The organism is Psychrobacter sp. LV10R520-6, from assembly GCF_900182925.1.
Classification (GTDB): domain Bacteria; phylum Pseudomonadota; class Gammaproteobacteria; order Pseudomonadales; family Moraxellaceae; genus Psychrobacter.
In genome coordinates this window covers 176767-202718 of sequence record NZ_LT900024.1, presented here as the reverse complement: position 1 = coordinate 202718, position 25952 = coordinate 176767, and the positions used below count along the sequence as shown (strand labels likewise).

Genomic DNA, 25952 nt, shown 5'->3' with positions numbered 1-25952 from the left:
TTATTCTCCTACCTTTATAGTGATGTGACAGGTACGTTTGCTGATACGATCAGCACGACCTTTGGCACGTGGTAGGATACGCTTTAGCGTAATGCCTTCATCAACGTAGATAGTGCCGACTTTTAGGTCGTCAATGTCTAAGCCGTGATTATGTTCGGCATTGGCGATGGCTGAGTTAAGACATTTCTTAACAAACACAGCGCCTTTTTTATTGCTATACGTCAGGATATCCAAAGCACGTTCGATAGATTTGCCACGAACTTCATCAGCAACGAGTCTAACTTTTTGTGCCGAAATGGCGGCACCGCGTAATTTTGCAGTTACTTCCATGGTAAGCACCTTATTTCTTAGCTTTTCTGTCAATGCCATGACCACGATACGTACGAGTCGGGGCAAATTCACCTAGTTTATGACCAACCATCTGTTCGCTCACAATAACCGGTACATGAGTACGGCCGTTGTGAACAGACATAGTTAGGCCAACCATTTGTGGCAGAATCATCGAGCGGCGCGACCAAGTCTTAATTGGCTTGCGTGAGTTGTTTTCTATTGCATTCTCAACTTTAGCAAACAAGTGCGCGTCTATGAATGGACCTTTTTTCAATGAACGAGGCATGAAATTCTTCCTTTATTTCTTCTTGGCGCGACGGATGATCATACTGTCAGTACGCTTATTATGACGCGTTTTAAGTCCTTTAGACTTCTGACCCCAAGGGCTGGTTGGATGGCGACCTTTGTTACGACCTTCACCACCACCATGTGGGTGATCAACAGGGTTCATCGCCACACCGCGAACGGAAGGACGAATACCGCGCCAACGTGAAGCACCAGCTTTACCAAGTGATTTCAAGTTGTTTTCAGTATTAGAGACTTCACCAATAACGGCACGACAGTTAACGTGAACACGACGTGTTTCACCTGAACGCATACGAAGAATCGCATAAATACCGTCACGACCTAGTAGCTGAACGCTTGTACCCGCTGAACGAGCCATCTGTGCGCCTTTACCGATTTTAAGCTCGATATTATGGATCACAGTACCCAAAGGGATATTCTTAAGCGGTAAACAGTTACCTGGACGAATTGGAGACGTTTCACCTGAATGCACTGTATCACCAGCAGCTAGCTTTTTAGGAGCGATAATGTAACGACGCTCACCATCAGCATACTTAAGTAAGGCGATATGTGCAGTACGGTTAGGATCGTATTCAATACGCTCTACCGTTGCTGGAATGTTGTCTTTGGTACGTTTGAAGTCGATAATACGATAATGTTGCTTATGACCGCCGCCAATGTGACGAGTGGTAATACGACCATTATTGTTACGACCACCTGACTTACTTTTTGATTCTAGAAGTGCTGCAAACGGACGACCTTTGTAAAGGTGTGGATGCACTACTTTTTCAACAAAACGACGGCCTGGTGATGTTGGCTTTGCTTTTACGATAGGCATGAGTGGTATCCTTATTCGTTGTTAGCTGTTTCACTAGTAGAGGCAGTAGTATTCGCTACGTCCTCACCAGCATCAGCCATTTGTACATCGTGACCAGCTTTTAGGGTAACATAGGCTTTTTTATAATCGTTACGACGACCTATACTTTTACCAAAACGCTTTGTCTTACCTTTAACGTTCAAAGTGTTTACTTTAGTGACTTCAACACCTTCGAACATTAACTCAACTGCTTTTTTGACTTCCAGCTTAGTAGCATTAGAGTCAATCTTGAACACCTGCACGCCAAATGAGTCGCCAAGCATTTGAGATTTTTCTGAGAATACAGGTCCTCTTAAGACCTGATAAAGTCTTGCGTTATTCATGCTAGTGCTTCCTCAAATTGTTTCGCAGCTTCGACTGTCATGATCACTTTATCATAAGCGATCAAGCTCACTGGGTCCACTTCGTTTGTACCAAGTACATTGACGTTTGGAATATTGCGAGCTGCTAAGTACAAGTTTTCGTCGACGTCTTTTGTGACGATCAATGCACGAGATGCATTCAACTCATTTAACTTTGCGATTAGCTCTTTGGTCTTAGGCCCAGAAACGCTCAGCTCTTCAACCAAAATTAAACGCTCTTGACGTATTAATTCGGCTAGGATGCACTGCATAGCACCGCGATACATTTTGCGGTTAACTTTCTGTGACCAATCTTGTGGTTTCGCAGCAAATGTACGACCACCACCACGCCAGATTGGGCTACGAATAGAGCCTGCACGAGCGCGACCAGTACCTTTTTGGCGCCATGGCTTAATGCCACCGCCAGAAACTTCGGCACGGGTTTTTTGTGCACGTGTACCTTGACGAGCACCAGCAAGATATGCGGTGACGACTTGATGCACTAATGCTTCGTTGAATTCACGACCAAAGGCCGTATCAGAAAGCTCAACCGCCGCACCTGTAACTGTTTTTAAATCCACGTTAATCCCCTTGCTTAGGCTTTGACTGACGGACGTACGATGACATCGCCACCGGTGGCACCTGGGATAGCACCCTTGATGACAAGTAATCCTTTTTCGGCATCAACCGAAACCACTTCTAGGCCTTGAACTGTAACACGCTTGTTACCCATTTGACCTGGCATCTTCTTACCTTTAAATACTTTACCTGGTGACTGGTTTTGACCAGTTGAACCAATGGCACGGTGAGAGACTGAGTTACCATGGGTAGCATCTTGCATGCTAAAGTTGTGACGCTTTACGCCGCCTTGAAAGCCTTTACCTTTACTATTTCCTGTGACATCAACCATTTGACCTTCTTCAAATAGGTCAGCTTGGATCTCACCACCAATTTCACGACCTTCAAGATCGCTTTCATTGGCACGAAATTCCCAAACACCACGACCAGCTTTAACGCCAGCTTTCGCGAAGTGACCTTTTTGAGCGGCTGTTACGCGGCTGTCACGACGAGTACCTGTGGTAATTTGAATGGCTTGATAGCCATCTATATCAGTATTTTTTACTTGAGTGATGCGGTTTGCATCGATCTCAACCACTGTTACAGGGATAGAATCACCTGTTGCAGTGAAGACACGGGTCATGCCGCATTTTTTACCGACTAAACCAATCGCCATTTTAAACCTCTTTATATCTTCTATTAATGGATTGGGCGTTTAATGTGCATTAACCCAAAGCAATTTGAACGTCAACGCCCGCCGCTAAGTCTAGCTTCATTAACGCGTCCACAGTTTTGTCAGTAGGCTGAACAATATCAACCATGCGCTTGTGAGTACGGATTTCGTACTGGTCACGAGCATCTTTATTGACATGTGGCGAGGTTAGAACGTTGAAGCGCTCAATGCGAGTCGGCAACGGTACAGGACCACAAACTTGCGCACCGGTGCGCTTTGCAGTATCAACGATCTCTTGTGCAGATTGATCAATCAGACGATGATCAAAAGACTTGAGACGGATACGGATTCTCTGGTTAGCCATGCCAGCAAGCTCCTAATATGTGCCTTGATCATTCTTGCGTTGCAAGTGGATGAGCAAAAGCCGTTTGGTTAAAGATTCACTCCGAGCGGTTCACTGTTCTTAATCAGAATCTATTCTTTTATAGAATTAGTAATACGCCAAAAGCAAAATAGTTTAAAGCCCCGCCGACTCTCCCATTTATTGGGAGTCAGCAAAGGCATAATGAAATAGTGCTAGAAACGATGCTCTAGCTGTCATGGCGCCAGCTGTTTGATTGGCCGCGCGCATATAAATCAGTGGTATATATTATACAGAGTATTTTCTTGATTGCAAGGGTATTATTAGGGACCCTTAAAAGCTTTCGCCAAATTAGAACTATGTACTCTTGTTTTACTGCTGATATTTACATTCAATTCGTACTTACTTCACACTATCGGGCCTGATTGAATAGAAGCATAAAACACAGATCTTTTGATCAATTTCTATGTAGAAAATCAATCTAACACAATATCATATTGCTCTTGGGTATAGAGATTTTCTACATCAAAAGTGATCACCCGACCTAATAGATATTCAAGGTCAGCCACCGTATCTGCTTCTGAGGTTAGTAATAAATCAATAACGGCAGCATGGGCGACCACCGTAAACTTCTTCGGTGAGTTATAAGTACGAGCACAGCGCATAATTTCGCGGAAAATCTCAAAGCAGACGGTCTCGGCAGTTTTGACAAAACCGCGACCTTGACAAGTTGAGCACGGTTCGCACAATTGCTGCCCTAGCGACTCGCGAGTACGTTTGCGAGTCATCTCTACCAAACCTAGCTCACTAACTTGAGTAATATTGCTTTTGGCATAATCCTGCGTTAACTGAGATTGTAAGCTCTCGAGTACATCGTCTTTGTGCTGTTGCTCCAGCATATCGATAAAATCTAGGATTATAATACCACCTAGATTGCGTAGGCGCAGCTGCCGAGCAATAGCATGAGTGGCCTCTAAGTTGGTCTTATAAACGGTATCTTCTAATGAACGTCCACCGACGAAAGAGCCAGTATTGACATCAATGGTAGTCATAGCCTCTGTTTGATCGATAATCAGATAGCCACCAGACTTTAGATCGACGCGACGTTTTAGTGCATCCCGCAAGTCTTCTTCAACGCGGTGCACATCAAACAACGCCTGTTCAGCAGTATAGTGGACGATACGATCATAAACAAAAGGCACGAACTCTTTGGCAAAAGTCCTGACTTGTTCATAAATTTGTTCATTATCGATAATGACCTTGCCAGTCTCTTCATGTACTAAGTCACGAATAGACCGTAATGGTAAGGACAGCTCTTGATAAATTAGCTCTGAGCTTTGATGATGATTCATGTCTTTTTGGCGCGCGCAAATAGTGCGCCAAAGTTGTAATAAGTAGTAGATATCTTCCTCTAACTTGTCTACTGGTACACGCTCAGCAGCAGTACGAGCAATCAGACCACCTTGCAAATTAACCGTTTGCATCAGGCTATTAAGTTCAGTCTTTAGACGCGTGCGCTCCTCTTCACCATCAATACGTTGAGAGATACCGATATGAGCACTAGAGGGCAAATAAACCAAATAGCGCGAAGGCAAAGAGACGTTGGTGGTCAGACGTGCGCCTTTACTGCCTAATTGGTCTTTGGTCACTTGTACCAAAATACGTTGACTCTCGTGCAAGCGATGTTGAATCAAGGTTTTACTGGCGACAGGTATAGTTTCAGTGTTTTGGGCGCTAACTACGGGCGGCGTGACTGCCAAATTATCAGCAGACGTTGCTATAGCCTCTGCATCGGTAGGGGCGATTGAGTCTTCATCAGATTTAGCCTTAGCTTTCACTGCTGGACGAGGTTCTCGCTGCATATCATTAACATGCAAAAACGCCGTCCGTGACTGGCCAATATCGACAAAGGCAGCTTGCATTCCTGGAAGGACACGTACCACTGTGCCCAAATAAATATTGCCGACTAAGCCCAGCTTATGATGGCGCTCAATATAAATCTCGCCCAGCACACCATTATCTAAGACTGCTACGCGGGATTCCATTGGACTGACATTAATCAGCAGCTCTTCAGACATAGGGTTTCTTCTCTTATCTCTTAACTTTCTTATTAGGAGTTAGTAGCGTTTTAGCCTTACAGTGTAGCAAATGCGACTCGACCTTGCCCATTACCCTAGCGTATCATTATGTGCAGACGACTGTGTAAACCCACCTAATTTGTGGGCACTTCATTGGCTTCATCAATTAACGCCAGCGTTTGCGCCAGTGGCAGCCCTACCACATTAGTATAGCTACCATTAATACGGGTGACCCATGCAGCAGCTAACCCTTGAATAGCATAACCACCCGCTTTGTCAGCAGGCTCCCCGCTATTCCAATACCCCGCCATCATATCTGAAGTTAATGGTACAAAGGTCACTTCAGTGCGCTCAATAATTTGCTGCTGCCACAATGTTTTAAACATATTAGTATTATTTGTAGGCGTTAGCATTACTAGCGTGGCTTGGACGGCGGTCCATATTTGATGGGTATTATCAGACATCTGCTGCCACATACTGTACGCATGATTGCGATCGGTTGGCTTTATCAATACTGTCTGACCATCCGGTAATACGCCGATGGTATCAGCGGTTAGCATTATAAATGGCTTGTTAGGAGGGATAGAAAGTATAGATAACTCAGTTTTGTCACTTTCAAAATCGGCATTGAGCTGTTCAATAGCTGAATTGGCTTTGGTGGCGATCATACGTTCAATATAGTCTTTTGGTGGCTCGGCATCATACGGCGTTTCATCGACATCAACACTCATGACCTTAAAATTGTGCTGCGCGATTGCTAGCAGCTCGCGACGACGGGGCGAACCAGAAGCTAAAATGATATCCATCGCTATTCTCTTATATTGACACGTTTATTATGTGGGTACGTTTTGTAGAGTTTGTCATGGCAGATACTTTAACGACTAGCAACACACTTACAATCCCTAAGATACCTATTAAAGTAGCAATTTAAGCCAATCATCATTGAAGTAGCAATAAATGTCATTAGTGGGCAAATTTGCGTAAGGCCAATAGCACTAGAGGCCAGCTTATGATGCTCATTAATAAGGATAGGCCGGATTGTGCCACAAATATATTTTGAGTAATCAGCTGTAATATCCATAGAATCAGCTGAAACACCACTAATCCTAGCGTTGCTATTAGCCAAGCGCTAGCCGTGTTTAACTCCCTGATATATATGCTAGTTATTTTAATAATTAACGCGACCACCACAGCAGCAAAGGCCTGCTGACCCAATCGCGTGTCCATAAGTAAGTCTGCAATAAGACCAATGGTAAAAGCGGTAAAGATACCCACATAGCGCGGCTGAAACAGCAACCAAAAAATCAGCACCATGATCAGTGCCATCGGGCGCAGGGTTGCCATATTTGGACTTAGTGGATAAACATTGAGCGATGAGGCAACCACAAAGCTTAGGATAATCGCGATCAACAACAGGCCAGTTGCGTGCTCAGAGTTGGGATGCGCCATAGATGCGTGCCTTAACGAGTATATAGCGGCTACTACTTTAACGTTTATTTAGCGATGAGTAGGATAAGCGGTGACTGATAAAGTTACTACTGATGAAGTCTCAGTGAACAGCTCATTGGATCGGTACGGGCGCTACGGTATCACTATTAGCACTAGTCATATCAGTACTGATTTCAGTACTGATATTGCTACTCGTCTTACCAGTGAATGCTAATGATGACGGTTTACTCTCAGCGTCTACCATCTTGTCTTGTAAAATTAATACGTAGGCATTGTCAACAAAATTAGCGGCAGGCGTCACTTTAATGCTTCTAAAATTATCCGCTTGAGTTTCTTCATTGTCTTTAATTTGAGCGATACGCCCAACCTGATAGCCTGCTGGAATACGACCACCCAGACCTGAGGAAATCAACTCATCACCGACCCGCACATCTGAAGTTTTAAACACATAGTTAAGACGCAGTGACGTGGGTATCCCTTCACCGGTGACAATAGCGCGTTGACCCGTACGCTTAACGGTCACTGCAACCGACTGTTGCTTGTCAGTAATCAATAATAAACGACTGGTATTGGGGTAAACATTGATAATTTGCCCTAAGATACCATCTTCATCGATGACCGTCTGCCCGACTTGCACACCATCTTGCGCGCCTTTATTAAGCACGACGATTTGCTTGAGCAAATTAGTATCAGTACCGATGACTTGTGCCAAATTAAGCTCAAATTGCTCAGGCTTGGTGGTCGATAAAATACCTTGCAAGCGTGCATTTTGTGCCAGGATATAATCTTGCTGCTGTAGCTTGGCTTGTGCGTGAATCAATTGCGATTTTAATTGTACGTTTTCGCGGCGTAGCGCTTCTTTTGATTGCGCGCTACCACTTACCCAATGCTCAGCATAGCTCGGTAATAAAGACAGCTCATAAATAGGCTGCATGGCTGCATGACTGGTGTTACGAATGGGGTTGAACCACTCTGGATTCTTACTGTCAAACCATATCAGTATTAGTGCCGCTATTAATACAATAGCAGTCTTATGAAGTGATAACGGCTGGCGAGCAAAAATACTTGTAGTCATAAAGGGTCTAATATTAGAGGTTCTAATTTAGGGGTCTAATTTGATCCATACCCAGCGCTGGGGTTAAAATATCAAACGTTGGCAGCGTTAACATCGTTAACCAATAAAGCTTATGGTTGCCATTTGTTAATGCTATAAAAGGCAGCCTCATAGGCTACCTTTAACGCTATCTCTGTCAATACTGGCTTTAATTCAGCCAAGTTAGGTCAGTAAACATTGCTCATTTTAAGATTGGCAATCAAAAACGCTTATACGAAAATCATATTCAGGCTTTTGTTATTAATAAAGTCCAGCGCTATACCGCCGCCACGACTGACGCAAGTGAGTGGATCTTCAGCGACAGTCACTGGCAAACCAGTCTCTTTTGAGATTAGCTTGTCTAGGTCTCGTAGCAATGCGCCGCCACCAGTCAAAACAATACCTCGCTCGGCAATATCAGATGACAGCTCAGGTGGGGTTTCCTCAAGCGCCGCTTTTACGGCACTAACAATGCCACTTAATGGGTCACTCAGCGCTTTTTGAATCTCTTCTGATCTAACAGTAAAGGTCTTAGGAACGCCTTCAGCCATACTACGGCCACGGACTTCCACTTCTAGCTCACTATCTTCATTGAGCGCAGAGCCGACTTCTTTTTTGATACGCTCAGCAGTAGTTTCCCCAATTACGCAACCATGGGTACGGCGAACATGGGTGATGATCGCTTCATCAAACATGTCACCACCGATACGAATCGACTCTGCATAGACACAGCCTGACAGTGCGATAACAGCAATCTCAGTCGTGCCACCGCCAATATCGACCACCATTGAACCACTGGCCTCGTGAACGGGCATGCCCGCCCCAATTGCCGCTGCCATTGGTTCTTCTAATAGCAGAACTTTGCTCGCGCCTGCTGAGGATACGGCTTCACGAATGGCTTTACGCTCAACCAAGGTCGATTTACAAGGCACGCAAACCACTACATTAGGCTGTGCCATAAAGCGCTTGGCTTTGGCTTTGCCAATAAAATGCTTCAGCATTTTTTGCGTCACTTCAAAGTCAGCAATCACACCGTCTTTTAAAGGACGAATAGCCGTAATATTGGAAGGGGTACGACCAAGCATCTGCTTGGCATCAATACCAACAGCGGCAACCGTAGGGTTTTGTGTGCGATTACTTCGTAGAGCAACCACAGTAGGCTCGTCAAGCACCACGCCTTTATTAGGAATAAAAATTAAGGTGTTAGCAGTACCAAGGTCGATTGCGATATTATTTGATAAAAATCCAAATAGGTTCATGACTAATATATCCAGCGTCTTACAAATAAGGCGAATGAGATGACTGAGGCGTTACTCATCAATGTTGAGTAGGTCGTCGTTGGGCATTAACTGTGGCTTGATTTTGGCATCACAACAGTTAAAGCTAAAAGATAATAATGAAATGATGAAATTGGGCTAAATTATACCGATTTAGCACAAAAAAAACACAGCTATTTACATCATTAAGCCAGTAACTTGGACTTATATGAGAAAAATTGTTACAAATTTTGAAATAGCGTTAAATACTATTTGAATCAATAAACAACAAGGCTCTACATTGGTATGGTATTTTGCTCAGCAGCGTGCGCTTACTGTAACGTATTTTGTGACTTAATGGGTAAGCGATTGATAATAAATCAATAACTGCTCCGTCATTATGGCAAAGTCGCCAATCCTAACTAAGATTGTGCTGCAATCAAGCGTCATCCTCTGTAAACTTGATTAAGATGCTTTATAATAAGTCACTGATTGTGATAAAAAGTCACTGAAAGTCACTGATTGTGAGTTTAGCTCCTATTAGACTAGACGTAAAATTATCGCCTCAACAAAAATAGCGCTCATCAAGTAGACCGCAATAACGATTTATATTGTTAACGCGACTCTCAACTTAATAGGGGCTATCGTAGGCTGGCGCTTTTAGCCCAGTCAATCGTAACCATTTGCCAAAAACGCTGGGCTAAAGCCACAGCCTACGCCAAAAATTATGATAGTTGAGAGTGGGGTATTGTTAATAAAAAAATTCAGTACCTTATCAATAAGACAAGCTCAAAACCCTAATTGTATTTACTATTAAATCTATAAGCGTGTTTTATCATTACCGATAGGCGCTTTTTTTAACAAACACTGTCATTCACTGGAGAAACAATGTCAAATATGTCCCAGCAACCGTCAACGACTGAAAGCAGCGTCAGCCGCCACGAAATCCTAGAAGTTGCCAGCCTAGCGCGGTTGGGTGTTGATGAAGATACGGCCGATAGCTACGCCAATGACATCAGCAAGGTTTTAAAGTTAATGAATACCTTAGCTGCTGTGGATACCACAGATTTGACGCCTTTAGCCAACATTCACGAAGCTTGCCAAGACTTGCGCGCTGATGTTGCCAAGCACGACATCAATCGCGAACGCAATCAATCGATCGCGCCAGCCGTTGAGCAAGGCTTATATCTGGTACCACAAGTCATTGAATAGCTTTTTATTAGTTAGCTTGTTGTTTAATAGCCTTCTGTTCAATAGATTTTTATTAAAAGCTTCGACTGGCAAGCCGATTTAATTTAGCCCCATTTTATTTTACGCAGTTAACATTTTGACGGACGACCCCTTATGTCTGACCTTCATCTCTTAAGTACCCAGCAGCTGATTACAGGCTTACAAGACAAACAATTTAGCAGTCTTGAGCTGACCGAACACTTTATCAAACGTATTGACACTTTAGATAGTAAGATTAATAGCTTTATCACTTATACCTCTGAGACCGCGCGTGCACAAGCGCAAGCCGCAGACGAAATGCGCGCGCAAGGCGATAAGCGTCCGCTACTTGGCGTCCCTATGGCGCATAAAGATATATTTTGTACTCAAGGGGTGCTGACCACCTGCGGCTCTAAAATGCTACACAATTTTGTCTCACCTTATGACGCTACTATCGTGACCAACATTACTAAGGCCGGCATGATTAGCCTCGGCAAGCTCAATATGGATGAGTTCGCAATGGGCTCGGACAATAGCAGCTCTTATTATGGCACAGTGCAAAATCCGTGGAATCTTGAGCGCGTCCCTGGCGGCTCATCAGGTGGTAGCGCATCAGCCATCGCAGCAGGATTTGTACCAGTAGCAACGGGTAGTGATACCGGCGGCTCTATTCGTCAACCCGCATCCTTTTGTGGTTTAACGGGTATTAAGCCCACTTATGGTCGAGTATCGCGTTTTGGTATGATTGCCTACGCCTCAAGTTTGGATCAAGCAGGCAGCTTAGGTCGCAGCGCTAAAGATTGTGCTTATCTATTACAGCCCATGGTCGGTCATGACCCACGTGATGCCACTTGCATTAAGCACGACATCCCCGACTACGTGCAAGATATCAATGAGGCCGAAGCGCAAGCAGGCGATAAGCCATTCGCTGGTCTGCGTATTGGAATTGCCAAAGAATATTTCGGTAAAGGACTAGATGCCGAAGTCGACAAAGTGGTACGTGCGGCATTACAGAAGTATGAGGAACTTGGTGCGACGATTGTCGAAGTTAATATCACTGACCCCGAAATCACTCTTGCTACTTACTATATGCTAGCACCTGCTGAAGCCTCTTCAAACTTATCGCGCTTCGATGGCGTGCGTTTCGGCTATCGCTGTGAAAATCCAAAAGACTTAATCGATTTATACACGCGCTCACGCTCTGAAGGCTTTGGCCCTGAAGTCCAGCGCCGTATCTTGATGGGGACTTATGCTTTATCTGCTGGGTATTTTGATGCTTATTATATCAAAGCCCAAAAAGTGCGCCGCTTAATCATCAAAGACTTCGATGATGCCTTTGCCAACTGTGATGTGATTGCCAGTCCAACGGCACCAACAGCCGCTTATAAGCTTAGCGAAAATTTAGACCCTGCCACGATGTATCTGGGCGACGTTTATACCATTGGGGTCAACCTTGCTGGTTTGCCTGCACTGAGTCAACCAGTTGGCTTGACCTCTGAGGGTCTGCCCGTTGGTTTACAGCTAATCGGACAGCATTGGCAAGAGAGCCAATTGCTCACTACCGCGCATCTGTTCCAGCAGCATACTGATCATCATCTACAACACTCTGCCATTGCTAAGGAGACGGTATAATGAACTCAACAACTGATAACAGCACCGTCCATCATGACACCGTCCGTAAAGAGACTTTGCGTTCAGAGCTATTGGTCGACGGCTATGAAGTGGTCATCGGTATTGAGATTCACTGTCAGCTCAATACCGACAGTAAGATCTTTTCCAGCGCTCCGACCGACTTCGGTCATGAACCGAATACCCAAGCGAGTATCGTAGATTTAGGTCTGCCCGGTGTCTTGCCAGTCCTCAATAGCGGCGTAGTAGAACGCGCGCTAAAATTCGGTATCGGTGTCGATGCCGAGCTGGGTTTATTTAATACCTTTGACCGTAAAAACTACTTCTATCCTGACTTGCCTAAAGGCTATCAAATCACGCAAATGGCCAACCCTATCGTTGGCCGTGGTCATATCGATGTGGTGATCAATGAAGGTGAGAACAACGAATATCCTAAGCGTATGGGTATCACTCGCGCTCATTTAGAAGAAGATGCAGGTAAGTCGGTACACGATGCCGTTGATGGTATGACGGGCGTCGACCTTAACCGTGCCGGCACGCCGCTGATTGAGATTGTCTCTGAGCCTGATATGAGCTCAGCGTTTGAAGCGCTAGCCTATATCAAAGCCATTCATCAATTGGTTACTTGGCTTGGTATCTCAGATGCCATCATGGCAGAAGGCTCATTCCGCTGTGATTGTAACGTCTCAGTGCGTAAGCCTGGCGCCGCTTTAGGTACGCGTACTGAACTCAAGAACCTGAACTCATTCCGTAGTATTGAACGTGCAATCAACCGTGAAATCGAACGTCAAATTGATATTGTCGAAGAAGGCGGTCAAGTCGTGCAAGCGACGATGCTTTATGATCCTGATAAAGACGAAACCCGCGTTATGCGTACTAAAGAAGACGCTAATGACTATCGTTATTTCCCTGACCCTGACTTGCTGCCTGTGCGCATTGAGCAGCATACGGTTGATACGATTAGAGCCGCCATGCCTGAGCTACCGGTTGCCCGCCGCGCACGGTTAGAGAATGAGCTTGAACTATCAGAATACGATGCCCGTATCTTAACAGACAGCCGTCAGCTTGCGGATTATTTTGAAGCTGTGGTTGATGAGGTCGGTCAAAAGCACGCCAAGATTGCCGCTAACTGGGTCATGGGTGAGTTGTTAGGCGCACTCAACAAAGACGATAAAGACATCACCACTACCCCTATCAGCGCCATACAATTGGCCGGTATGCTCAAACGACTCTTTGACGACACGCTATCAGGTAAGCTTGCTAAAAAAGCCTTTAGCGCGTTATATGAACGCGAATTTGGCGATGCCGATGATGCCGCTGATCAAATCATTGAAGCCAAAGGTCTTAAGCAAGAAACTGATACTGGCGCTATCAAAGCCATCGTTGAAGGTGTGATTGCCAACAATGAAGCTATGGTTGAAGAATATCGCGGTGGTAAGGAAAAAGCCTTTAACGGTCTGGTCGGGCAAGTGATGAAAGCCAGTCGTGGCAGCGCCAATCCACAACAGGTCAACCAAGTACTAAAAGAGTTATTGGGTTAAGGTTAATGGGTAGTAGACTGGACTGATTGTTGTCAATAAAATCTATTTGCAGATTCGAGAAGTAATTAACTCTTGCAATATGTAAGATTTTGCGTAAAATAGTCAGTCATTCGGGGCGTAGCGCAGTCTGGTAGCGCACTACACTGGGGGTGTAGGGGTCGCAGGTTCAAATCCTGCCGTTCCGACCAAATAAGTTAGTTGAATACCGAAAAAGTCAGCCATTGTTCTCAATGGCTGGCTTTTTTTTGTGTTAGATTCAACTATAGCTCTGTCACCGATGGGCTACCCTAGCTGATACTTGCCTCCTCTAGACTTTTACTAGACGAGCCGTTAGGGTAAATTCTCTACAACTCACTTTGGCTCAACCTATGTCCGAGTCTATCGCTCAGCCCTCTCCTACTATTATGCATCCTACTGTTAGCAGTAATGCACCGTGGGAGGAATATCAACGACCTTACGTTCGTGATTTGGCTTACGTACTGGCCTGCCCCAATGTCTTAACTGAGTGGCTAGATTTTGCTCCCCATCAGAATAACCCAACGATTGCGGTTCATAGCCCGAACTTTTGGCAAACACAATTTGAAGCCTATCGCGAACGTTTAAATGAACTCGATACTACCAATGCCTATCAAGAGCTCACGCGCTATTTATTAGCTAGGCCAAGCCCCAATCGTTTGGGGTTTCATTTCGAGGGGCTATTATCATTTTGGTTGGAAGATGGTTTTGCGCGTAAGTTGCATCATTATGAGATGCTGGCGAGTAACGTCCAGTTATTCTGCGGTAAGCAGACTTCTGGTGAATTGGATTTAATTTTATACAATCATCAGGATGAGATAACTGAACATTGGGAATTAGCCATTAAGTTCTTTATGGGCTCAGCGCCATTTGTACCCGTCAATTGGGTCGGCATTAATTCTAATGACAACTTACAACGCAAGATGACTCACATGCAAACCAAGCAGTTTCGCACCGTGTGGGTGGACACCAAAGATCATGGGCGAGTTAAAATTGATAAGCGTTATGGGGTGATTAAGGGACGGTTTTTTTTGCCAACGACAGTAGCTGATTTTAATTATCCCGATTGGCTTGAGCCTAGCTTTCCTATGCATCGCTGGCTGGCTATCCCTGATAATCAAAATTCTAATATTACGCCGGAAGCTCTTAATCTAGATAAAAATAAAATCGAAGACCCAACTAAAGACCCAGTAAGCAACATCGAAACCATGACAGAACCTCTTAGCGATATTACAGATATACGCCGCGCTCACTATATTGAATGGTTTACCCAGCGCAGTTTTTATAATAAAAATAAGACCCTTCCTAAAGTGCCGTCTGATTTAGCGACTTTGCCGCAAGGGCTATACTTTATCCAAATGTCTGATCAAGAAAGCTATGAGCCAATGGTAATTTTGCACACTGATGTTAACGCTAGCCAAAATATTTTGATTGATTGAGTCAGATAATATTACCTAATAAGTCTCAATAACCTGCGTCAGCTCATACCGAAGCATATCAGCACTAGGCATGCGCTCAGCATGAAAGCGCACAATTGGAATACCGGCACTAGCAAGGGCTTTGTCTTTTTTGTCATCGGCTTTTTGGCGAGATTTACTACTGTGGGTCCAGTCATCAAGCTCAATAGCGACCAGTGTGGTCTGAGCATCGTGGTCGACGACCACATAATCTACGCTCTGGCGGCAGATGCGATTAAACCAAAAGCTACGTTCAGAGGTCTCATCACTATTGGCCTCAATAATGCGTGACAGCTGGACTTGGACAAAGATATGATATTCCGGTAGGGCGTTTTTTAGTTTATGAAAAAATATGACTTCGGTATCGGTCATGATAGGCATGAGCGCAAATGGCCAAATAGCCAGCTCATCACCACGAACAGGTTTTGGATCAGGCTCGGAATTTTTAGAAGCGGACTGACGCTTTGCTGTTAGTTTGGGTAAGGCAATCAAACCTAAGAACCCAACAGCCAAGATTAAAAATATAATGCCAAATGACATAGTTTTGCCTTATACAATATTAGAGTGACTAAACATCTCTTATGACTAAATTGCAGTCATCAAATAGCCAGTCACGACACAGCAACCCTTTTAGGCTGACATGTCATACAGAAATAAATAGAGAAAAATGGCGCTTATCTTATATAAGCTTGCCATAATCGGCAACCTATAAACCACAAAACACGACATTAAATGTCGTGTTTTGAAAATACAAAAAATAGCAGGCTAAAAAGCTAAAAGAATACCTAAAGATAATTAAAACGTTGTCTCAAATAACAATAGCACTCTTACCACTACAGCAGTCTTAGCGCCAGTAGAGCACCCAAGCACCAGTAGTATTAACCTTAGAGTCGCTATTGATTTTATCTTTTAACGCTAACGCAGCAACTTTGCCGCGTTCAGGACCAACGATGACTCGTACGCCGCGGCTGGTAGCGCTAGTCTTGACCTGATAACCCGCTGATTTAAACTTCTTTGCCATCTCATCCGCAGTGGTTTGATTGTTCGCCAAGGCAACCTGTACCCCAAAGCTGCCTTTAGCGTCCGTTTCTTTGACTTCTTTACGTGCCTCGCGTAGTTTTTCTTGGGCATCGCGCTTGTCTTCACGTGCTTGCTGGGCATTCGCCGCGTCACGCTCTAGACGTTGAACTTGCATACGGGAAGGAATGGTCAACGCCTGCCCAACCTGCAGAGAGGTAGTCGACGCAATATTATTAGCTTGTGCTAGCGCCTCAACAGACATGTTATTTTGTCGCGCGAGCTTTATCAGACCATCACCGCTTTTGACGGTATAATCGGTAGGCGACTTAGGCAGTTCTGATTTAGCGGCTTCTAGTTTAGACGCTTCAATGGCTGCCTTTTCTTCAGCTTGCTTTTTTTGCTTGGCTGTTGCTTGCGCTTCAGCCTGTCTCTTAGCGTCCGCTTGTTCTCTAGCCTCAGCCTGTTTTTTGCTCTCTGCTAATTTTTTGGCTTCGGCTTGTTTTTTAAGCTCTGCTTGCTTTCTAACCTCTTTTTGCTTAGCAAGTGCTTGTGCTTCTTTTTGTGTGTCGCTCTTATCACTGTCATTTAAGCTCGCATTGGTAGCCGTATTATCGGGGCTAGATTTCACTTGCGACCCATCACTAGTATTTTGTGCCGCTTCCGGACTGTCACTATCGCCGCCAGTTGAAGTACTGTTTTCCACATACTGCTGGTTTTCAGCACGTGCTTTGGCTAGAGCTTGCGCCTCGGCAGTCTCTTGCTCCATCAAAAACTGCTGCGCGCGTTTTTCTTGCTCTGCCACGCGGGCGGCACGTTCCTTTTGTTTTTGTGCCAAAATACGTTTTTCAGTCTCAATATCTATCGTCAACGGCTGCGACGATGCCTGCTCAGTACGCGGTTTATCTACCATAGCAGGTGTTGGCTCTGGATCATTTCCAGCACCGATTTGCTGCAGCATGGCGTATAACATCACGCTGCCACCTATAATCATCCCAATGCCCAATAAGGCTTGTCTCGAAAAATTCATCCGTTTACGTCTCTTAGTTGGTAATAAGGCTGATTGGTCGGCGCAATGGCATTTGCCAGCCACCCGTTATCGCGATCAGTTGTCGAAAGTTATGCCGTTTTTATAAAAGTGCTTTGATTATAAAGCATACTTTTAACGCTGTCTGCTATCGCGCTGTTGCGAACATTAACGTTTAATCGTCTCTCTTTTAAGACAAATTATTGTCCCTCAAGTGATGCAAGCGCTTCACCGATGGTATGAAAGGAGCCACAGACTACGATTAAGTCTTGCGGCTGACTGGCGCTTATCACCGCGTATGTTGCTTCTGATAAACCACTAAATTCATGGATATAAGGCTTATCAACATAAGCCGCTAAAATGTTCTGTAATTGCACAGTGCTAGCCGCACGGGGATAATCAATTTCTGCGACAAACCAGTCACTAATTGGCAAGTTAGCTTCAGTTAAACGCTGCACGACTTTATCAATAGCTTTATCTCCCAACATTGAGAATAACATTTTAATAGTCGCAGGTGCTGTGCTTGGTTGACTGTTTGGTTGCCTGCTTAATTGCCGGTTCAATTGCCGATTTGATTGAGTGTTAAGATGTTGCTGCCACAATGGTAATAACTGCGCCAATAAAAACTCAACCCCTTGTTCATTATGCGCCACATCAAACAACCAATGCCGATCTTTAATCTCACGATAATCAAAGCGCCCTGCTAGCTTTACCGCTTGTAGCGCTTGCTCAATAGCAGAAATTTCAATGTTCAGCGGACTTGCCAGCACTGCTGATAGCGCATTGGCTGTATTCATCAGTGACAGCGCTGGGCGCGGTAGCTGTAGCGTGACAGATGCATTGCTATACTGCCACGTTTGCGCGTCAAACATGCGGTAGCTAAAGTCTTGCTGCGCTTGATAGCAGGTGACATTATGGGTATTGATAAGCTGCTGTACACTGTTAGGCATCTCAGTAGCACCATAAATTAAAGTCATATCATCACGTAAGATACCGGCCTTTTCAGCGCCAATATCCTCGACATTGTCACCCAGCCAATCGACATGATCGATACTGATATTAGTAATCACTGCCATATCAGGGTCAATAATATTAACCACATCTAAGCGTCCGCCAAGCCCCACTTCTAATACCCAAACATCACAGTCAGCTTCAGAGAATATGAGTAGCGCTGCCAGAGTGGTCATCTCAAAAAACGACAATGTTAACTCGCATTGTAGTCGAGCCGCTTCTACTTTAGTAAACGCTGCAATCAAAGTCTGGTCAGTAACCATCTCGCCATTAATACGTACACGCTCATTAAAACGACTTAGATGCGGTGATTGATATAGCGCAGTCTTATAACCTGCCGCTTGACATATCTCACTAATAACGACTGTGGTCGAACCTTTACCATTAGTGCCTGCCACGGTGAATACATAAGCATCGTCTTTGGCCGACTGCACTACTCCTAAATACTCTGCGACTGGTAGTACTCGCGATAGCCCCATATCTATAGCTGAGACATGTATTTGCTGCATATAGTCCAGCCATTCGGTTAGGCTGGCTTCGCTATTAGGACTATCAGGGTTAATGAGGTTAGAAGTTAAAGATGCAGACATGGACGAAAACCTATGTTAAGGACTATGTTAGAAGACTTATTAAGAATATTGGAAATAGAAGAATAACTCAGTGTATATCAACCCTGCTTAAAACCAAAATAAAAAGCTGGAAACTAAAGACACAAAATTAAGAGCGAAAACTAAAATAAAAACTCAAGACAGCGACCTAAACCAACCATCAAAGCCTAAATTATGACCCTTAAAAATCATAACCTCTAAAAGTAAAAATAGCATTTACCGTCAAAATACGGTAAATGCTATTAAAGTCTTTGCTACATTAAAACCAATGGATCAAATATAGATTGGCAGAAACTTAGGCATCAACGTTCGGTTGACGGCATAATTTTGCCAACAGACGATAAATGGTATCAATCATCTGATGACGATGTACCACTTCATCCACTACACCATGCTCTAACAAGAACTCCGCGCGCTGGAACGGCTCTTCTAACGTCTCGCGAACGGTCTGCTCAATCACGCGCTTACCAGCAAAGCCAATCATTGCTTTGGGCTCTGCTAAATGGATATCGCCAAGCATGGCAAGAGAAGCAGTAACGCCGCCATAAACTGGATTGGTTAACACCACAATATAAGGCACGCCAGCAATTCTTAAGCGTTCAATAGCCGCACCAGTCCGTGCCATTTGCATCAACGACAATATGCCTTCCTGCATGCGCGCACCGCCGGATGCCGCAAAGCAAACCAATGGCACTCTATCCTTTAGCGCTTTTTCGGCTGCTTGCACAAAGCGATCGCCAACTACCGAACCCATTGAGCCGCCCATAAAGCGGAAGTCAAAAGCACAAGCGACCACATCAAGATTACGAAGCTTACCATGGAAGACTATCAGTGCTTCGGTCTCGCCAGTTTTGGTCTGTGCTTCAGTCATACGTTGCGGATACGGCTTACTATCTACGAACCCAAGCGGATCTTTGGCAGTAAATTCTTGTCCAAGCTCGCCGTCTACTTGATCTAAAAGCCAATTCAAACGCTCACGTGCAGTCATAGCCAAATGATGGTCACAATGCGGGCAGACATAGCAGTTAAAAATAAGCGCCGTATTAGTAATCATCGAATGACAGCTGGTGCATTCCGTTGACGGTTCGGTCTCTACTGCGGTCAGTGGTGCAGACAATTGCTGCTTAATACCCGGTACTGGGCGATTAAACCATGAGTGACCAGCGATATTACCATTCGCTGCAAGAGTAGCAGAGCTATCATTTTGAGTATCAGGTGTTGTTATAGTATCAGTCATATTATTCGCCATTATCGTCGGCTTATCGACAAGTTTGCTCATGTACTTGTCGCTGAAAGTTAAATCAGGAGTTCAATCCAGTCATAACATGAGCCGTTATGAAGCACGCTTACCCGTAATTGTAACAATTTATACGTGAAGTTAGTTTACACACGTAAACTAACTTTAGCAAAGTCATTCAATATTATCATCATAATTATTGATACAATTTAATAAAAGGTACTTCAATAAAGGGCTCTCGACTCGACTATTAATACTCTATCACTGATAATAGTTCGCAAGCTTTCAAAGCCGCTGGTTTATTTTTATTAAACCGTTATCAGGCATAAATATTAACTTATGCGCTTAAACTGTCTAAGGCTTCACGTAACTCATCCATTTTTACCATAATTTGTTGCTGAGCCGCCGCAACCACGATTGCATCATCAGCATCTACGTCAGCAAAATTCTGTACCAAGGCGCTACCAACAATAATACCATCTGCATGTGCGCCAATGGCTTTAGCTGAAACACCATCACGAATACCAAAACCCACACACACAGGTAAGTCAGTTTGCGCTTTGATGGCTTGCACTTGGGTCGCCACATCATCGGTATCAAGCGTGGCTGAACCGGTCACACCTTTGAGCGACACGTAGTAAATATAGCCACCACAATGAGTCAGCACTTGCTGACGACGCTCAGCCAAAGTCGTTGGCGATAATAAGAAAATTTCATTCATCGAATGATCGGTTAGATGCTGGGTAAAGCTTCCGGCTTCTGCTGGCGGTAAATCGACCATCAAAATGCCATCTACTCCTGACTGCTCACATAAGGCGACAAAGTTATCATAGCCGATAATCTCAACTGGATTAAGATAACCCATTAGGATAATGGGCGTTTGAATATCTTGCTTGCGGAATTCTTCGACCATCTTCAGCGCGCCACGGGTACTGGTACCTGCTGCTAGAGCACGTTCTGCGGCTAGTGCTACCGTTGGACCATCGGCCATAGGGTCTGAGAACGGCAAGCCAATTTCAATCATATCCGCGCCATGCTTAACTAAATCATGTAGCAAGCCTACAGTAGTTTGGGGATTGGGATCGCCTGCCATCACATAAGGAATCAAGGCTTTTTTGTTTTGGGTTTTTAAGGTATCAAAGGTGGTTTCAATTCGGGTCATAGTGGTCTCTTATAATTTTTAAATATTTCACGCAATTATCGGACTTTGAGCAGTTGCTAATCTTTGCACAGCGACTTTTTGGATGATCAGTAGCTAATAATTCACATAGTTAATAGTGATTATCAAATAGGGCAATCACTAATTATGCAATTACCCTATTTAAAATTACTACAGCTTATAGGACTCTAAAACTCAAGACCTTCCGCTTTCATAACAGAATGCAAATCTTTGTCGCCGCGACCAGACATATTAACAACGATAGTCTGGTCAGGAGTCATAGTTTTAGCAAGTTTAAGCGCATAAGCGACCGCATGAGCCGTTTCAAGCGCTGGGATAATACCTTCTTTACGGGTCGATTCATGGAAGCCAGCTAGCGCTTCTTTATCAGTACAACCGACATACTTAACACGCTTCATATCTTTTAAGAAGCTATGCTCAGGGCCAACACCTGGGTAATCAAGTCCAGCTGAGATAGAATGAGTTTCTTGAATCTGACCGTCATCATCAGCCATTAGATAAGTACGGTTGCCATGTAGGACCCCAATGCGTCCGGCTGCAAGTGGCGCTGAATGGCGACCGGTCTCGATACCATCACCAGTCGCTTCCACACCATACATTTCCACTTCAGTATCGTTTAGGAAGTCAAAGAATAGACCAATAGCGTTAGAGCCACCACCAACACAAGCAACCAAGGCATCTGGTAATTTACCGGTTCTTTCTAAATGTTGAATACGGGTTTCTTTACCAATAATCGCCTGAAAGTCACGTACTAGCAGCGGATAAGGATGCGGACCTGCTACGGTACCGATAATATAATAAGTGCTGTCAACGTTAGTGACCCAATCACGCATGGCTTCGTTCATCGCGTCTTTAAGCGTACGTGAGCCAGAAGTCACTGGCACAACGGTTGCCCCTAGCAGACGCATACGATAGACGTTCATCTTCTGGCGCTCGACATCATCGGCACCCATATACACGATACATTCAAGACCTAAACGCGCGGCAATAGTAGCTGTCGCAACGCCATGCTGACCTGCGCCGGTCTCAGCAATAATACGTTTTTTACCACACATTTTAGCAAGTAATGCCTGCCCAATGGTGTTATTGATTTTATGCGCGCCCGTATGGTTTAGGTCTTCACGCTTAAAGTAAATTTGCGCACCGCCAACTTCATCGCTCAAGCGCTTAGCATGATAGAGCGGGGTTGGGCGACCAACATAATTAACCAAATCAGTATGATATTCTTCCCAAAATGCGGGATCGGTTTTTACTTTGGTATATAACGCTTCCAGCTCTTCTAACGCTGCCATCAAGGTTTCAGAGACAAAGCGTCCACCGTGTACCCCAAAATGCCCGCGAGCATCAGGATATTGGTTAAAGTCTTTAACATCTTTTGGATTGGTAAAGGTATTGATAGATTGTTCGGTAGCAGATGAAGCATCAGTTGCATTTTTGCTGTCGACATGACTCATGATAATTCCTACGATAAGTGGTGTTTTTTAATATAGATATGAGGAGGGCTAACATTTACAACAAACGGAATGAGAACCAAGTAGAGAAACGAATACTAGGCGGTGTTAAAGCTAAAAATGGGTAGTTTTGCCCTATTTAACTCAAACTGATATTTCCTTCACATCAGTTTTCTTCACACCAGTTTCCTTCACACTAAATGGTTTCAAGAATAGTGTCACTTTGCCATCGATCACGTTTGACCGCTTTCATAAAGGCACGCATCTTAGCGCTGTCTTTTTTGCCCTTATCATGCTCGATACCGCCACTGACATCGACGCCATAGATCGGTAAATCTGAAGTCGCCGCAATGTTTTGGGCATCAAGACCACCCGCCAAAATAACAGGTAATGAGCTATTTTGAGGAATCAAACTCCAATCAAAGCGCGCACCCGTACCGCCGTATTTATTAGGATGATAGGCATCAAGCAAAATACTACTGGCACCGGCAGCGGCAAAGCGCTCTATTTGTGATGTTACGCTATCCATGCTGTTTAGGTCACCTTGGTCAGTATTGATACGTAAGGCTTTTATCCAACGCTTATTGACCGCGCTTGCCAACTGCTGGCATTGCTCAGGGGTCTCATCACCGTGGAATTGGATAATATCAAAGGCGACATTATCAGCAAGCTCGACCAGCTCATCATGGGGCATATTGACCACTAAGGCCACCACACTGACAAAGGCGGGTAGCGCTGCACTGAGTGTTTGTGCCTGAGCTTGCGTCACCGCACGTGGACTTGGCGGATAAAACACTAAGCCTACCGCATCAACACCCAACTGGGCAGCAGTATAAATATCGGCCAGCTGGGTAAAACCGCAAAACTTAACGTGCATTTTATAACCTTAAATATGATCTTAACAATCAGTAATGATTGATTATAAATTATAATGAGCCATTAATCATAAGAAATGGTGATAATTTGTTAATTAAATGCCAAATAAATTGCATCCAAAAACTTATCCTAGCATACTTTTATTCATAGTTTTGTTTGTGATAAGAAAAAGGATGACCCATGCCCATAACCACGCTGCCTACTGGCAGTACCGACGCTGATGTAGCCTCTGATACTGTACCTACCCAGCCACACTATTTGATGTGGTTTCGTCGTGACTTGCGAGTTCACGATAATACCGCGCTTGCTGCACTTTGCGAACGGGCGCGGACAGATAATGCTTTGGTAACAGCGCTGTTCTTTTGTACCCCTGAACAGTGGCAAGCTCACGATACCTCATTACTACAGGTGGATTTGATTGCGCGTACGCTGCCCAAACTGGCGGCAAACTTGCAGAAGCAATTGAATATCCCTTTGACAGTGCAAGTCTGTGAAAACTTCGACGACTGCACGAATACCATTATCATTATCGAGATGTGTGATCTTAAGCAGATCAGCTGCGTGATGGCCAATCATGAATATGAAGGTAGTGAGATTGCCCGTGATGAGCAATTGAACAAGCAACTTGCAAAAAAAGATATCGAATTTATACGCTGGCATGACCAATGTATCCTACCGCCTAATAGCATCACCACCAATGATGACAGCATGTATCAGGTGTTCACCCCATTTTATAAAAAGTGGCGGCAGACCTTAGATATCAGCTCCCTTCAACTTCATGACGCACAAGCAGTCAATACCAATAATAGCTTAAACCAAAATACCCAATCCAATGATAAACCGCTTGAGCTAACCCAAATAACTGCCAGCGCCAATACCGCTGAGAGCATAGAGACGTTAAGTAAAGAGCTGGTCAAGGACTATCAAAAGCGATTAGAAACGGTCCAAACACCTGTATCATTAGATAACATTGATAGCGACGCCCAGCTTACTCAGGCACGTACAGACTATCCAGCTGGTGAAATCGAAGCTTGTCATCGTTTAGATCAATTTATCGCTACTGATATTGATAACTATGATGTCAGCCGTGACGTGCCCAGCTTGCACGCAACCAGCCAGCTATCGGCTTATCTCACTATTGGCTCAATAAGTGCCCGCCATTGCTATTTGCAAGCGACTAAGGCGCTTAACAATCAACACTTGAGTGCACAGGCTGATAAAGGCGATCAAAATAATGACCAAGGAGATAATACAGATATAAACCGCTGGATAAGCGAACTGGCATGGCGAGATTTTTATCGTCATGTGTTATCTGATAAGCCGGAACTCATTCGTCATCATGCTTATAAAAAAGAGACAGATAGCCGTATTAATTGGTCATATAATCAGGATAATTTTGATGCTTGGTGTGCAGGTACGACTGGTGTACCGTTAGTAGATGCAGCGATGCGTTGTCTCAATGCCACTGGCTTCATGCACAATCGTCTGCGCATGGTTACAGCGATGTTTTTGACTAAGGATTTACTTATTGATTGGCGCTGGGGAGAGCGTTATTTTATGCAACAGCTGATAGATGGCGACTTTGCGTCTAACAATGGTGGCTGGCAATGGAGTGCCTCGACTGGTACAGACTCTGCACCCTACTTCCGTATTATGAACCCTTTTAGCCAAGCCAAGACTCACGATCCTGACGCTGAGTTTATCAAAACCTGGCTGCCTGAGCTAAAAGACATTCCTGCCAGCATCTTGCATAGCGAGGATAAGATGCGTAAAGAATTAGCAAAGGGTGGTAAGTTTGCCAAAATTGATTATCCAGAACCGATGGTAGAGCACAAGGCTGCACGGCAACTGGCCATCGCTGAATTTAAAAACTGAATTCAAAAAAGGCTTCAAACGGTTTGATTCCATCTGAAGCCCAATTAACCGAGCTATATAGCAACAACTAATGCGGCTAAACCGACAATCAATAACAACCACGACATCATTTGCAATAGGTTTTTTCGATTGAGACGTCTTATTAGAAGTGGTGCTAGGATCAGCAGGTGTCCTATTATCAGAAGTTTTCATGCATGCTACCTTTTAGGTTATCAAGACACTCATAAAACCCTTATGAACATTATGAATGAGAAATAAGTAATATCATATAAATGACGATTTTGCAGATAAGTTCAAGGAATAACTACCAATTTTCTATACAATTGCTTATAAAAACACATAGATAACTTAGAGTACAATACGTCAAAAATCAGTCAATAACCCTGCTATTTTTGGGCCTATTCTGACCTTTCTGTACCGTTCTGCTGGAAAAGTCAAAAAGTCATTGCGTCTTAAGCAAAGTTTACCTAACATAGTCAGATTGTATCGATAAAATATCGACATAAATTTATTTATCA

At 44.2% G+C, this 25952-nt stretch carries 24 protein-coding genes and 1 tRNA gene; 6 read left to right on the top strand and 19 right to left on the bottom strand.

Translation table 11 applies throughout. The features are described 5' to 3' along the window. The 12 genes from rplV to U1P77_RS00810 form a co-directional block, all read right to left on the bottom strand. Nucleotides 1–330, bottom strand: a complete 330-nt coding sequence (gene rplV / locus U1P77_RS00865) for a 50S ribosomal protein L22 (protein WP_201556517.1) — start codon at nucleotides 328–330, stop codon at nucleotides 1–3. Nucleotides 331–340: 10 nt separating this feature from the next. Then, on the bottom strand, nucleotides 341–616 hold the full coding sequence (rpsS, locus tag U1P77_RS00860) for a 30S ribosomal protein S19 (RefSeq protein WP_201556516.1): 276 nt from the start codon (nucleotides 614–616) through the stop codon (nucleotides 341–343). Between the two features lie 12 nt (nucleotides 617–628). Beyond that, on the bottom strand, nucleotides 629–1453 hold the full coding sequence (gene rplB, locus U1P77_RS00855) for a 50S ribosomal protein L2 (RefSeq protein WP_321155584.1): 825 nt from the start codon (nucleotides 1451–1453) through the stop codon (nucleotides 629–631). Between the two features lie 11 nt (nucleotides 1454–1464). Further along, nucleotides 1465–1815 (bottom strand): 50S ribosomal protein L23, encoded by a 351-nt coding sequence (rplW, locus tag U1P77_RS00850; RefSeq protein ID WP_321155583.1) that lies wholly within the window; start codon nucleotides 1813–1815, stop codon nucleotides 1465–1467. Further along, complete coding sequence (gene rplD, locus U1P77_RS00845; protein ID WP_201556513.1) at nucleotides 1812–2414, bottom strand: 50S ribosomal protein L4; 603 nt, start codon at nucleotides 2412–2414, stop codon at nucleotides 1812–1814. The genes rplW and rplD overlap by 4 nt, the downstream gene beginning before the upstream one ends. Nucleotides 2415–2428: 14 nt before the next feature. After that, nucleotides 2429–3067 (bottom strand): 50S ribosomal protein L3, encoded by a 639-nt coding sequence (gene rplC / locus U1P77_RS00840; RefSeq protein WP_321155582.1) that lies wholly within the window; start codon nucleotides 3065–3067, stop codon nucleotides 2429–2431. Between the two features lie 49 nt (nucleotides 3068–3116). Continuing rightward, nucleotides 3117–3428: a 30S ribosomal protein S10 gene (rpsJ, locus tag U1P77_RS00835; protein WP_010196670.1), complete on the bottom strand. Its 312-nt coding sequence runs from the start codon at nucleotides 3426–3428 to the stop codon at nucleotides 3117–3119. 473 nt (nucleotides 3429–3901) lie between these two features. Continuing rightward, nucleotides 3902–5503, bottom strand: a complete 1602-nt coding sequence (locus U1P77_RS00830; RefSeq protein WP_321155581.1) for an Rne/Rng family ribonuclease — start codon at nucleotides 5501–5503, stop codon at nucleotides 3902–3904. Nucleotides 5504–5637: 134 nt separating this feature from the next. Next, a complete protein-coding gene (locus tag U1P77_RS00825) occupies nucleotides 5638–6309 on the bottom strand; it encodes a Maf family protein (RefSeq protein ID WP_321155580.1) in 672 nt (223 codons plus the stop codon). A 157-nt stretch (nucleotides 6310–6466) separates the two neighbouring features. After that, nucleotides 6467–6952: a rod shape-determining protein MreD gene (mreD, locus tag U1P77_RS00820; protein WP_321155579.1), complete on the bottom strand. Its 486-nt coding sequence runs from the start codon at nucleotides 6950–6952 to the stop codon at nucleotides 6467–6469. A 112-nt stretch (nucleotides 6953–7064) separates the two neighbouring features. Then, nucleotides 7065–8027 carry a rod shape-determining protein MreC gene (gene mreC / locus U1P77_RS00815; protein WP_321155578.1) on the bottom strand — a complete coding sequence of 321 codons (963 nt, stop codon included), beginning with the start codon at nucleotides 8025–8027 and terminating at the stop codon, nucleotides 7065–7067. Between the two features lie 248 nt (nucleotides 8028–8275). Continuing rightward, complete coding sequence (locus tag U1P77_RS00810; RefSeq protein ID WP_321156572.1) at nucleotides 8276–9313, bottom strand: rod shape-determining protein; 1038 nt, start codon at nucleotides 9311–9313, stop codon at nucleotides 8276–8278. Between the two features lie 885 nt (nucleotides 9314–10198). Here U1P77_RS00810 and gatC point away from each other — a divergent pair. The 5 genes from gatC to U1P77_RS00785 all read left to right on the top strand — a co-directional run bounded on the left by gatC (nucleotide 10199) and on the right by U1P77_RS00785 (nucleotide 15134). Next, nucleotides 10199–10513: an Asp-tRNA(Asn)/Glu-tRNA(Gln) amidotransferase subunit GatC gene (gatC, locus tag U1P77_RS00805; RefSeq protein ID WP_321156571.1), complete on the top strand. Its 315-nt coding sequence runs from the start codon at nucleotides 10199–10201 to the stop codon at nucleotides 10511–10513. Nucleotides 10514–10645: 132 nt separating this feature from the next. Then, nucleotides 10646–12142 carry an Asp-tRNA(Asn)/Glu-tRNA(Gln) amidotransferase subunit GatA gene (gene gatA / locus U1P77_RS00800; protein WP_321155577.1) on the top strand — a complete coding sequence of 499 codons (1497 nt, stop codon included), beginning with the start codon at nucleotides 10646–10648 and terminating at the stop codon, nucleotides 12140–12142. Continuing rightward, the gene (gatB, locus tag U1P77_RS00795; RefSeq protein WP_321155576.1) at nucleotides 12142–13680 is read left to right on the top strand and encodes an Asp-tRNA(Asn)/Glu-tRNA(Gln) amidotransferase subunit GatB; all 1539 of its coding nucleotides are present in this window, start codon (nucleotides 12142–12144) and stop codon (nucleotides 13678–13680) included. Before gatA ends, gatB begins: the two co-directional genes overlap by 1 nt. A gap of 111 nt (nucleotides 13681–13791) precedes the next feature. Further along, a tRNA-Pro gene (locus U1P77_RS00790) sits at nucleotides 13792–13868 on the top strand. 180 nt (nucleotides 13869–14048) lie between these two features. Further along, the gene (locus U1P77_RS00785; protein ID WP_321155575.1) at nucleotides 14049–15134 is read left to right on the top strand and encodes a DUF1853 family protein; all 1086 of its coding nucleotides are present in this window, start codon (nucleotides 14049–14051) and stop codon (nucleotides 15132–15134) included. Nucleotides 15135–15149: 15 nt separating this feature from the next. Here the strand turns inward: U1P77_RS00785 and U1P77_RS00780 are convergent, their stop codons facing one another. The 7 genes from U1P77_RS00780 to U1P77_RS00750 all read right to left on the bottom strand — a co-directional run bounded on the left by U1P77_RS00780 (nucleotide 15150) and on the right by U1P77_RS00750 (nucleotide 23560). Beyond that, the gene (locus tag U1P77_RS00780; protein ID WP_321155574.1) at nucleotides 15150–15692 is read right to left on the bottom strand and encodes a DUF2726 domain-containing protein; all 543 of its coding nucleotides are present in this window, start codon (nucleotides 15690–15692) and stop codon (nucleotides 15150–15152) included. A gap of 304 nt (nucleotides 15693–15996) precedes the next feature. Further along, nucleotides 15997–17199, bottom strand: a complete 1203-nt coding sequence (locus tag U1P77_RS00775) for an SPOR and LysM peptidoglycan-binding domain-containing protein (RefSeq protein WP_321155573.1) — start codon at nucleotides 17197–17199, stop codon at nucleotides 15997–15999. 197 nt (nucleotides 17200–17396) lie between these two features. Then, entirely contained in the window at nucleotides 17397–18797 is a 1401-nt protein-coding gene (locus U1P77_RS00770) for a bifunctional folylpolyglutamate synthase/dihydrofolate synthase (protein WP_321155572.1), read from the bottom strand. Between the two features lie 313 nt (nucleotides 18798–19110). Beyond that, nucleotides 19111–20064 (bottom strand): acetyl-CoA carboxylase, carboxyltransferase subunit beta, encoded by a 954-nt coding sequence (gene accD, locus U1P77_RS00765; RefSeq protein WP_321156570.1) that lies wholly within the window; start codon nucleotides 20062–20064, stop codon nucleotides 19111–19113. 325 nt (nucleotides 20065–20389) lie between these two features. Then, entirely contained in the window at nucleotides 20390–21214 is an 825-nt protein-coding gene (trpA, locus tag U1P77_RS00760) for a tryptophan synthase subunit alpha (protein ID WP_321155571.1), read from the bottom strand. A gap of 185 nt (nucleotides 21215–21399) precedes the next feature. Next, nucleotides 21400–22686 (bottom strand): tryptophan synthase subunit beta, encoded by a 1287-nt coding sequence (trpB, locus tag U1P77_RS00755; protein WP_321155570.1) that lies wholly within the window; start codon nucleotides 22684–22686, stop codon nucleotides 21400–21402. A gap of 193 nt (nucleotides 22687–22879) precedes the next feature. Continuing rightward, on the bottom strand, nucleotides 22880–23560 hold the full coding sequence (locus tag U1P77_RS00750) for a phosphoribosylanthranilate isomerase (protein WP_321155569.1): 681 nt from the start codon (nucleotides 23558–23560) through the stop codon (nucleotides 22880–22882). A 179-nt stretch (nucleotides 23561–23739) separates the two neighbouring features. Between U1P77_RS00750 and U1P77_RS00745 the strand changes: the two genes are divergently transcribed. After that, nucleotides 23740–25434 (top strand): cryptochrome/photolyase family protein, encoded by a 1695-nt coding sequence (locus U1P77_RS00745; RefSeq protein ID WP_321155568.1) that lies wholly within the window; start codon nucleotides 23740–23742, stop codon nucleotides 25432–25434. Nucleotides 25435–25952: the final 518 nt, after the last annotated feature.

Excerpts from the sequence above, each read along its gene's own strand:
- rplV (WP_201556517.1), bottom strand. The coding sequence starts at position 330 with ATGGAAGTAACTGCAAAATTACGCGGTGCCGCCATTTCGGCACAAAAA.
- rpsS (WP_201556516.1), bottom strand. The coding sequence starts at position 616 with ATGCCTCGTTCATTGAAAAAAGGTCCATTCATAGACGCGCACTTGTTT.
- rplB (WP_321155584.1), bottom strand. The coding sequence starts at position 1,453 with ATGCCTATCGTAAAAGCAAAGCCAACATCACCAGGCCGTCGTTTTGTT.
- rplW (WP_321155583.1), bottom strand. The coding sequence starts at position 1,815 with ATGAATAACGCAAGACTTTATCAGGTCTTAAGAGGACCTGTATTCTCA.
- rplC (WP_321155582.1), bottom strand. The coding sequence starts at position 3,067 with ATGGCGATTGGTTTAGTCGGTAAAAAATGCGGCATGACCCGTGTCTTC.
- rpsJ (WP_010196670.1), bottom strand. The coding sequence starts at position 3,428 with ATGGCTAACCAGAGAATCCGTATCCGTCTCAAGTCTTTTGATCATCGT.
- U1P77_RS00830 (WP_321155581.1), bottom strand. The coding sequence starts at position 5,503 with ATGTCTGAAGAGCTGCTGATTAATGTCAGTCCAATGGAATCCCGCGTA.
- U1P77_RS00825 (WP_321155580.1), bottom strand. The coding sequence starts at position 6,309 with ATGGATATCATTTTAGCTTCTGGTTCGCCCCGTCGTCGCGAGCTGCTA.
- mreD (WP_321155579.1), bottom strand. The coding sequence starts at position 6,952 with ATGGCGCATCCCAACTCTGAGCACGCAACTGGCCTGTTGTTGATCGCG.
- mreC (WP_321155578.1), bottom strand. The coding sequence starts at position 8,027 with ATGACTACAAGTATTTTTGCTCGCCAGCCGTTATCACTTCATAAGACT.
- gatC (WP_321156571.1), top strand. The coding sequence starts at position 10,199 with ATGTCCCAGCAACCGTCAACGACTGAAAGCAGCGTCAGCCGCCACGAA.
- gatA (WP_321155577.1), top strand. The coding sequence starts at position 10,646 with ATGTCTGACCTTCATCTCTTAAGTACCCAGCAGCTGATTACAGGCTTA.
- gatB (WP_321155576.1), top strand. The coding sequence starts at position 12,142 with ATGAACTCAACAACTGATAACAGCACCGTCCATCATGACACCGTCCGT.
- U1P77_RS00785 (WP_321155575.1), top strand. The coding sequence starts at position 14,049 with ATGTCCGAGTCTATCGCTCAGCCCTCTCCTACTATTATGCATCCTACT.
- U1P77_RS00780 (WP_321155574.1), bottom strand. The coding sequence starts at position 15,692 with ATGTCATTTGGCATTATATTTTTAATCTTGGCTGTTGGGTTCTTAGGT.
- U1P77_RS00775 (WP_321155573.1), bottom strand. The coding sequence starts at position 17,199 with ATGAATTTTTCGAGACAAGCCTTATTGGGCATTGGGATGATTATAGGT.
- U1P77_RS00770 (WP_321155572.1), bottom strand. The coding sequence starts at position 18,797 with ATGTCTGCATCTTTAACTTCTAACCTCATTAACCCTGATAGTCCTAAT.
- accD (WP_321156570.1), bottom strand. The coding sequence starts at position 20,064 with ATGGCGAATAATATGACTGATACTATAACAACACCTGATACTCAAAAT.
- trpA (WP_321155571.1), bottom strand. The coding sequence starts at position 21,214 with ATGACCCGAATTGAAACCACCTTTGATACCTTAAAAACCCAAAACAAA.
- trpB (WP_321155570.1), bottom strand. The coding sequence starts at position 22,686 with ATGAGTCATGTCGACAGCAAAAATGCAACTGATGCTTCATCTGCTACC.
- U1P77_RS00750 (WP_321155569.1), bottom strand. The coding sequence starts at position 23,560 with ATGCACGTTAAGTTTTGCGGTTTTACCCAGCTGGCCGATATTTATACT.
- U1P77_RS00745 (WP_321155568.1), top strand. The coding sequence starts at position 23,740 with ATGCCCATAACCACGCTGCCTACTGGCAGTACCGACGCTGATGTAGCC.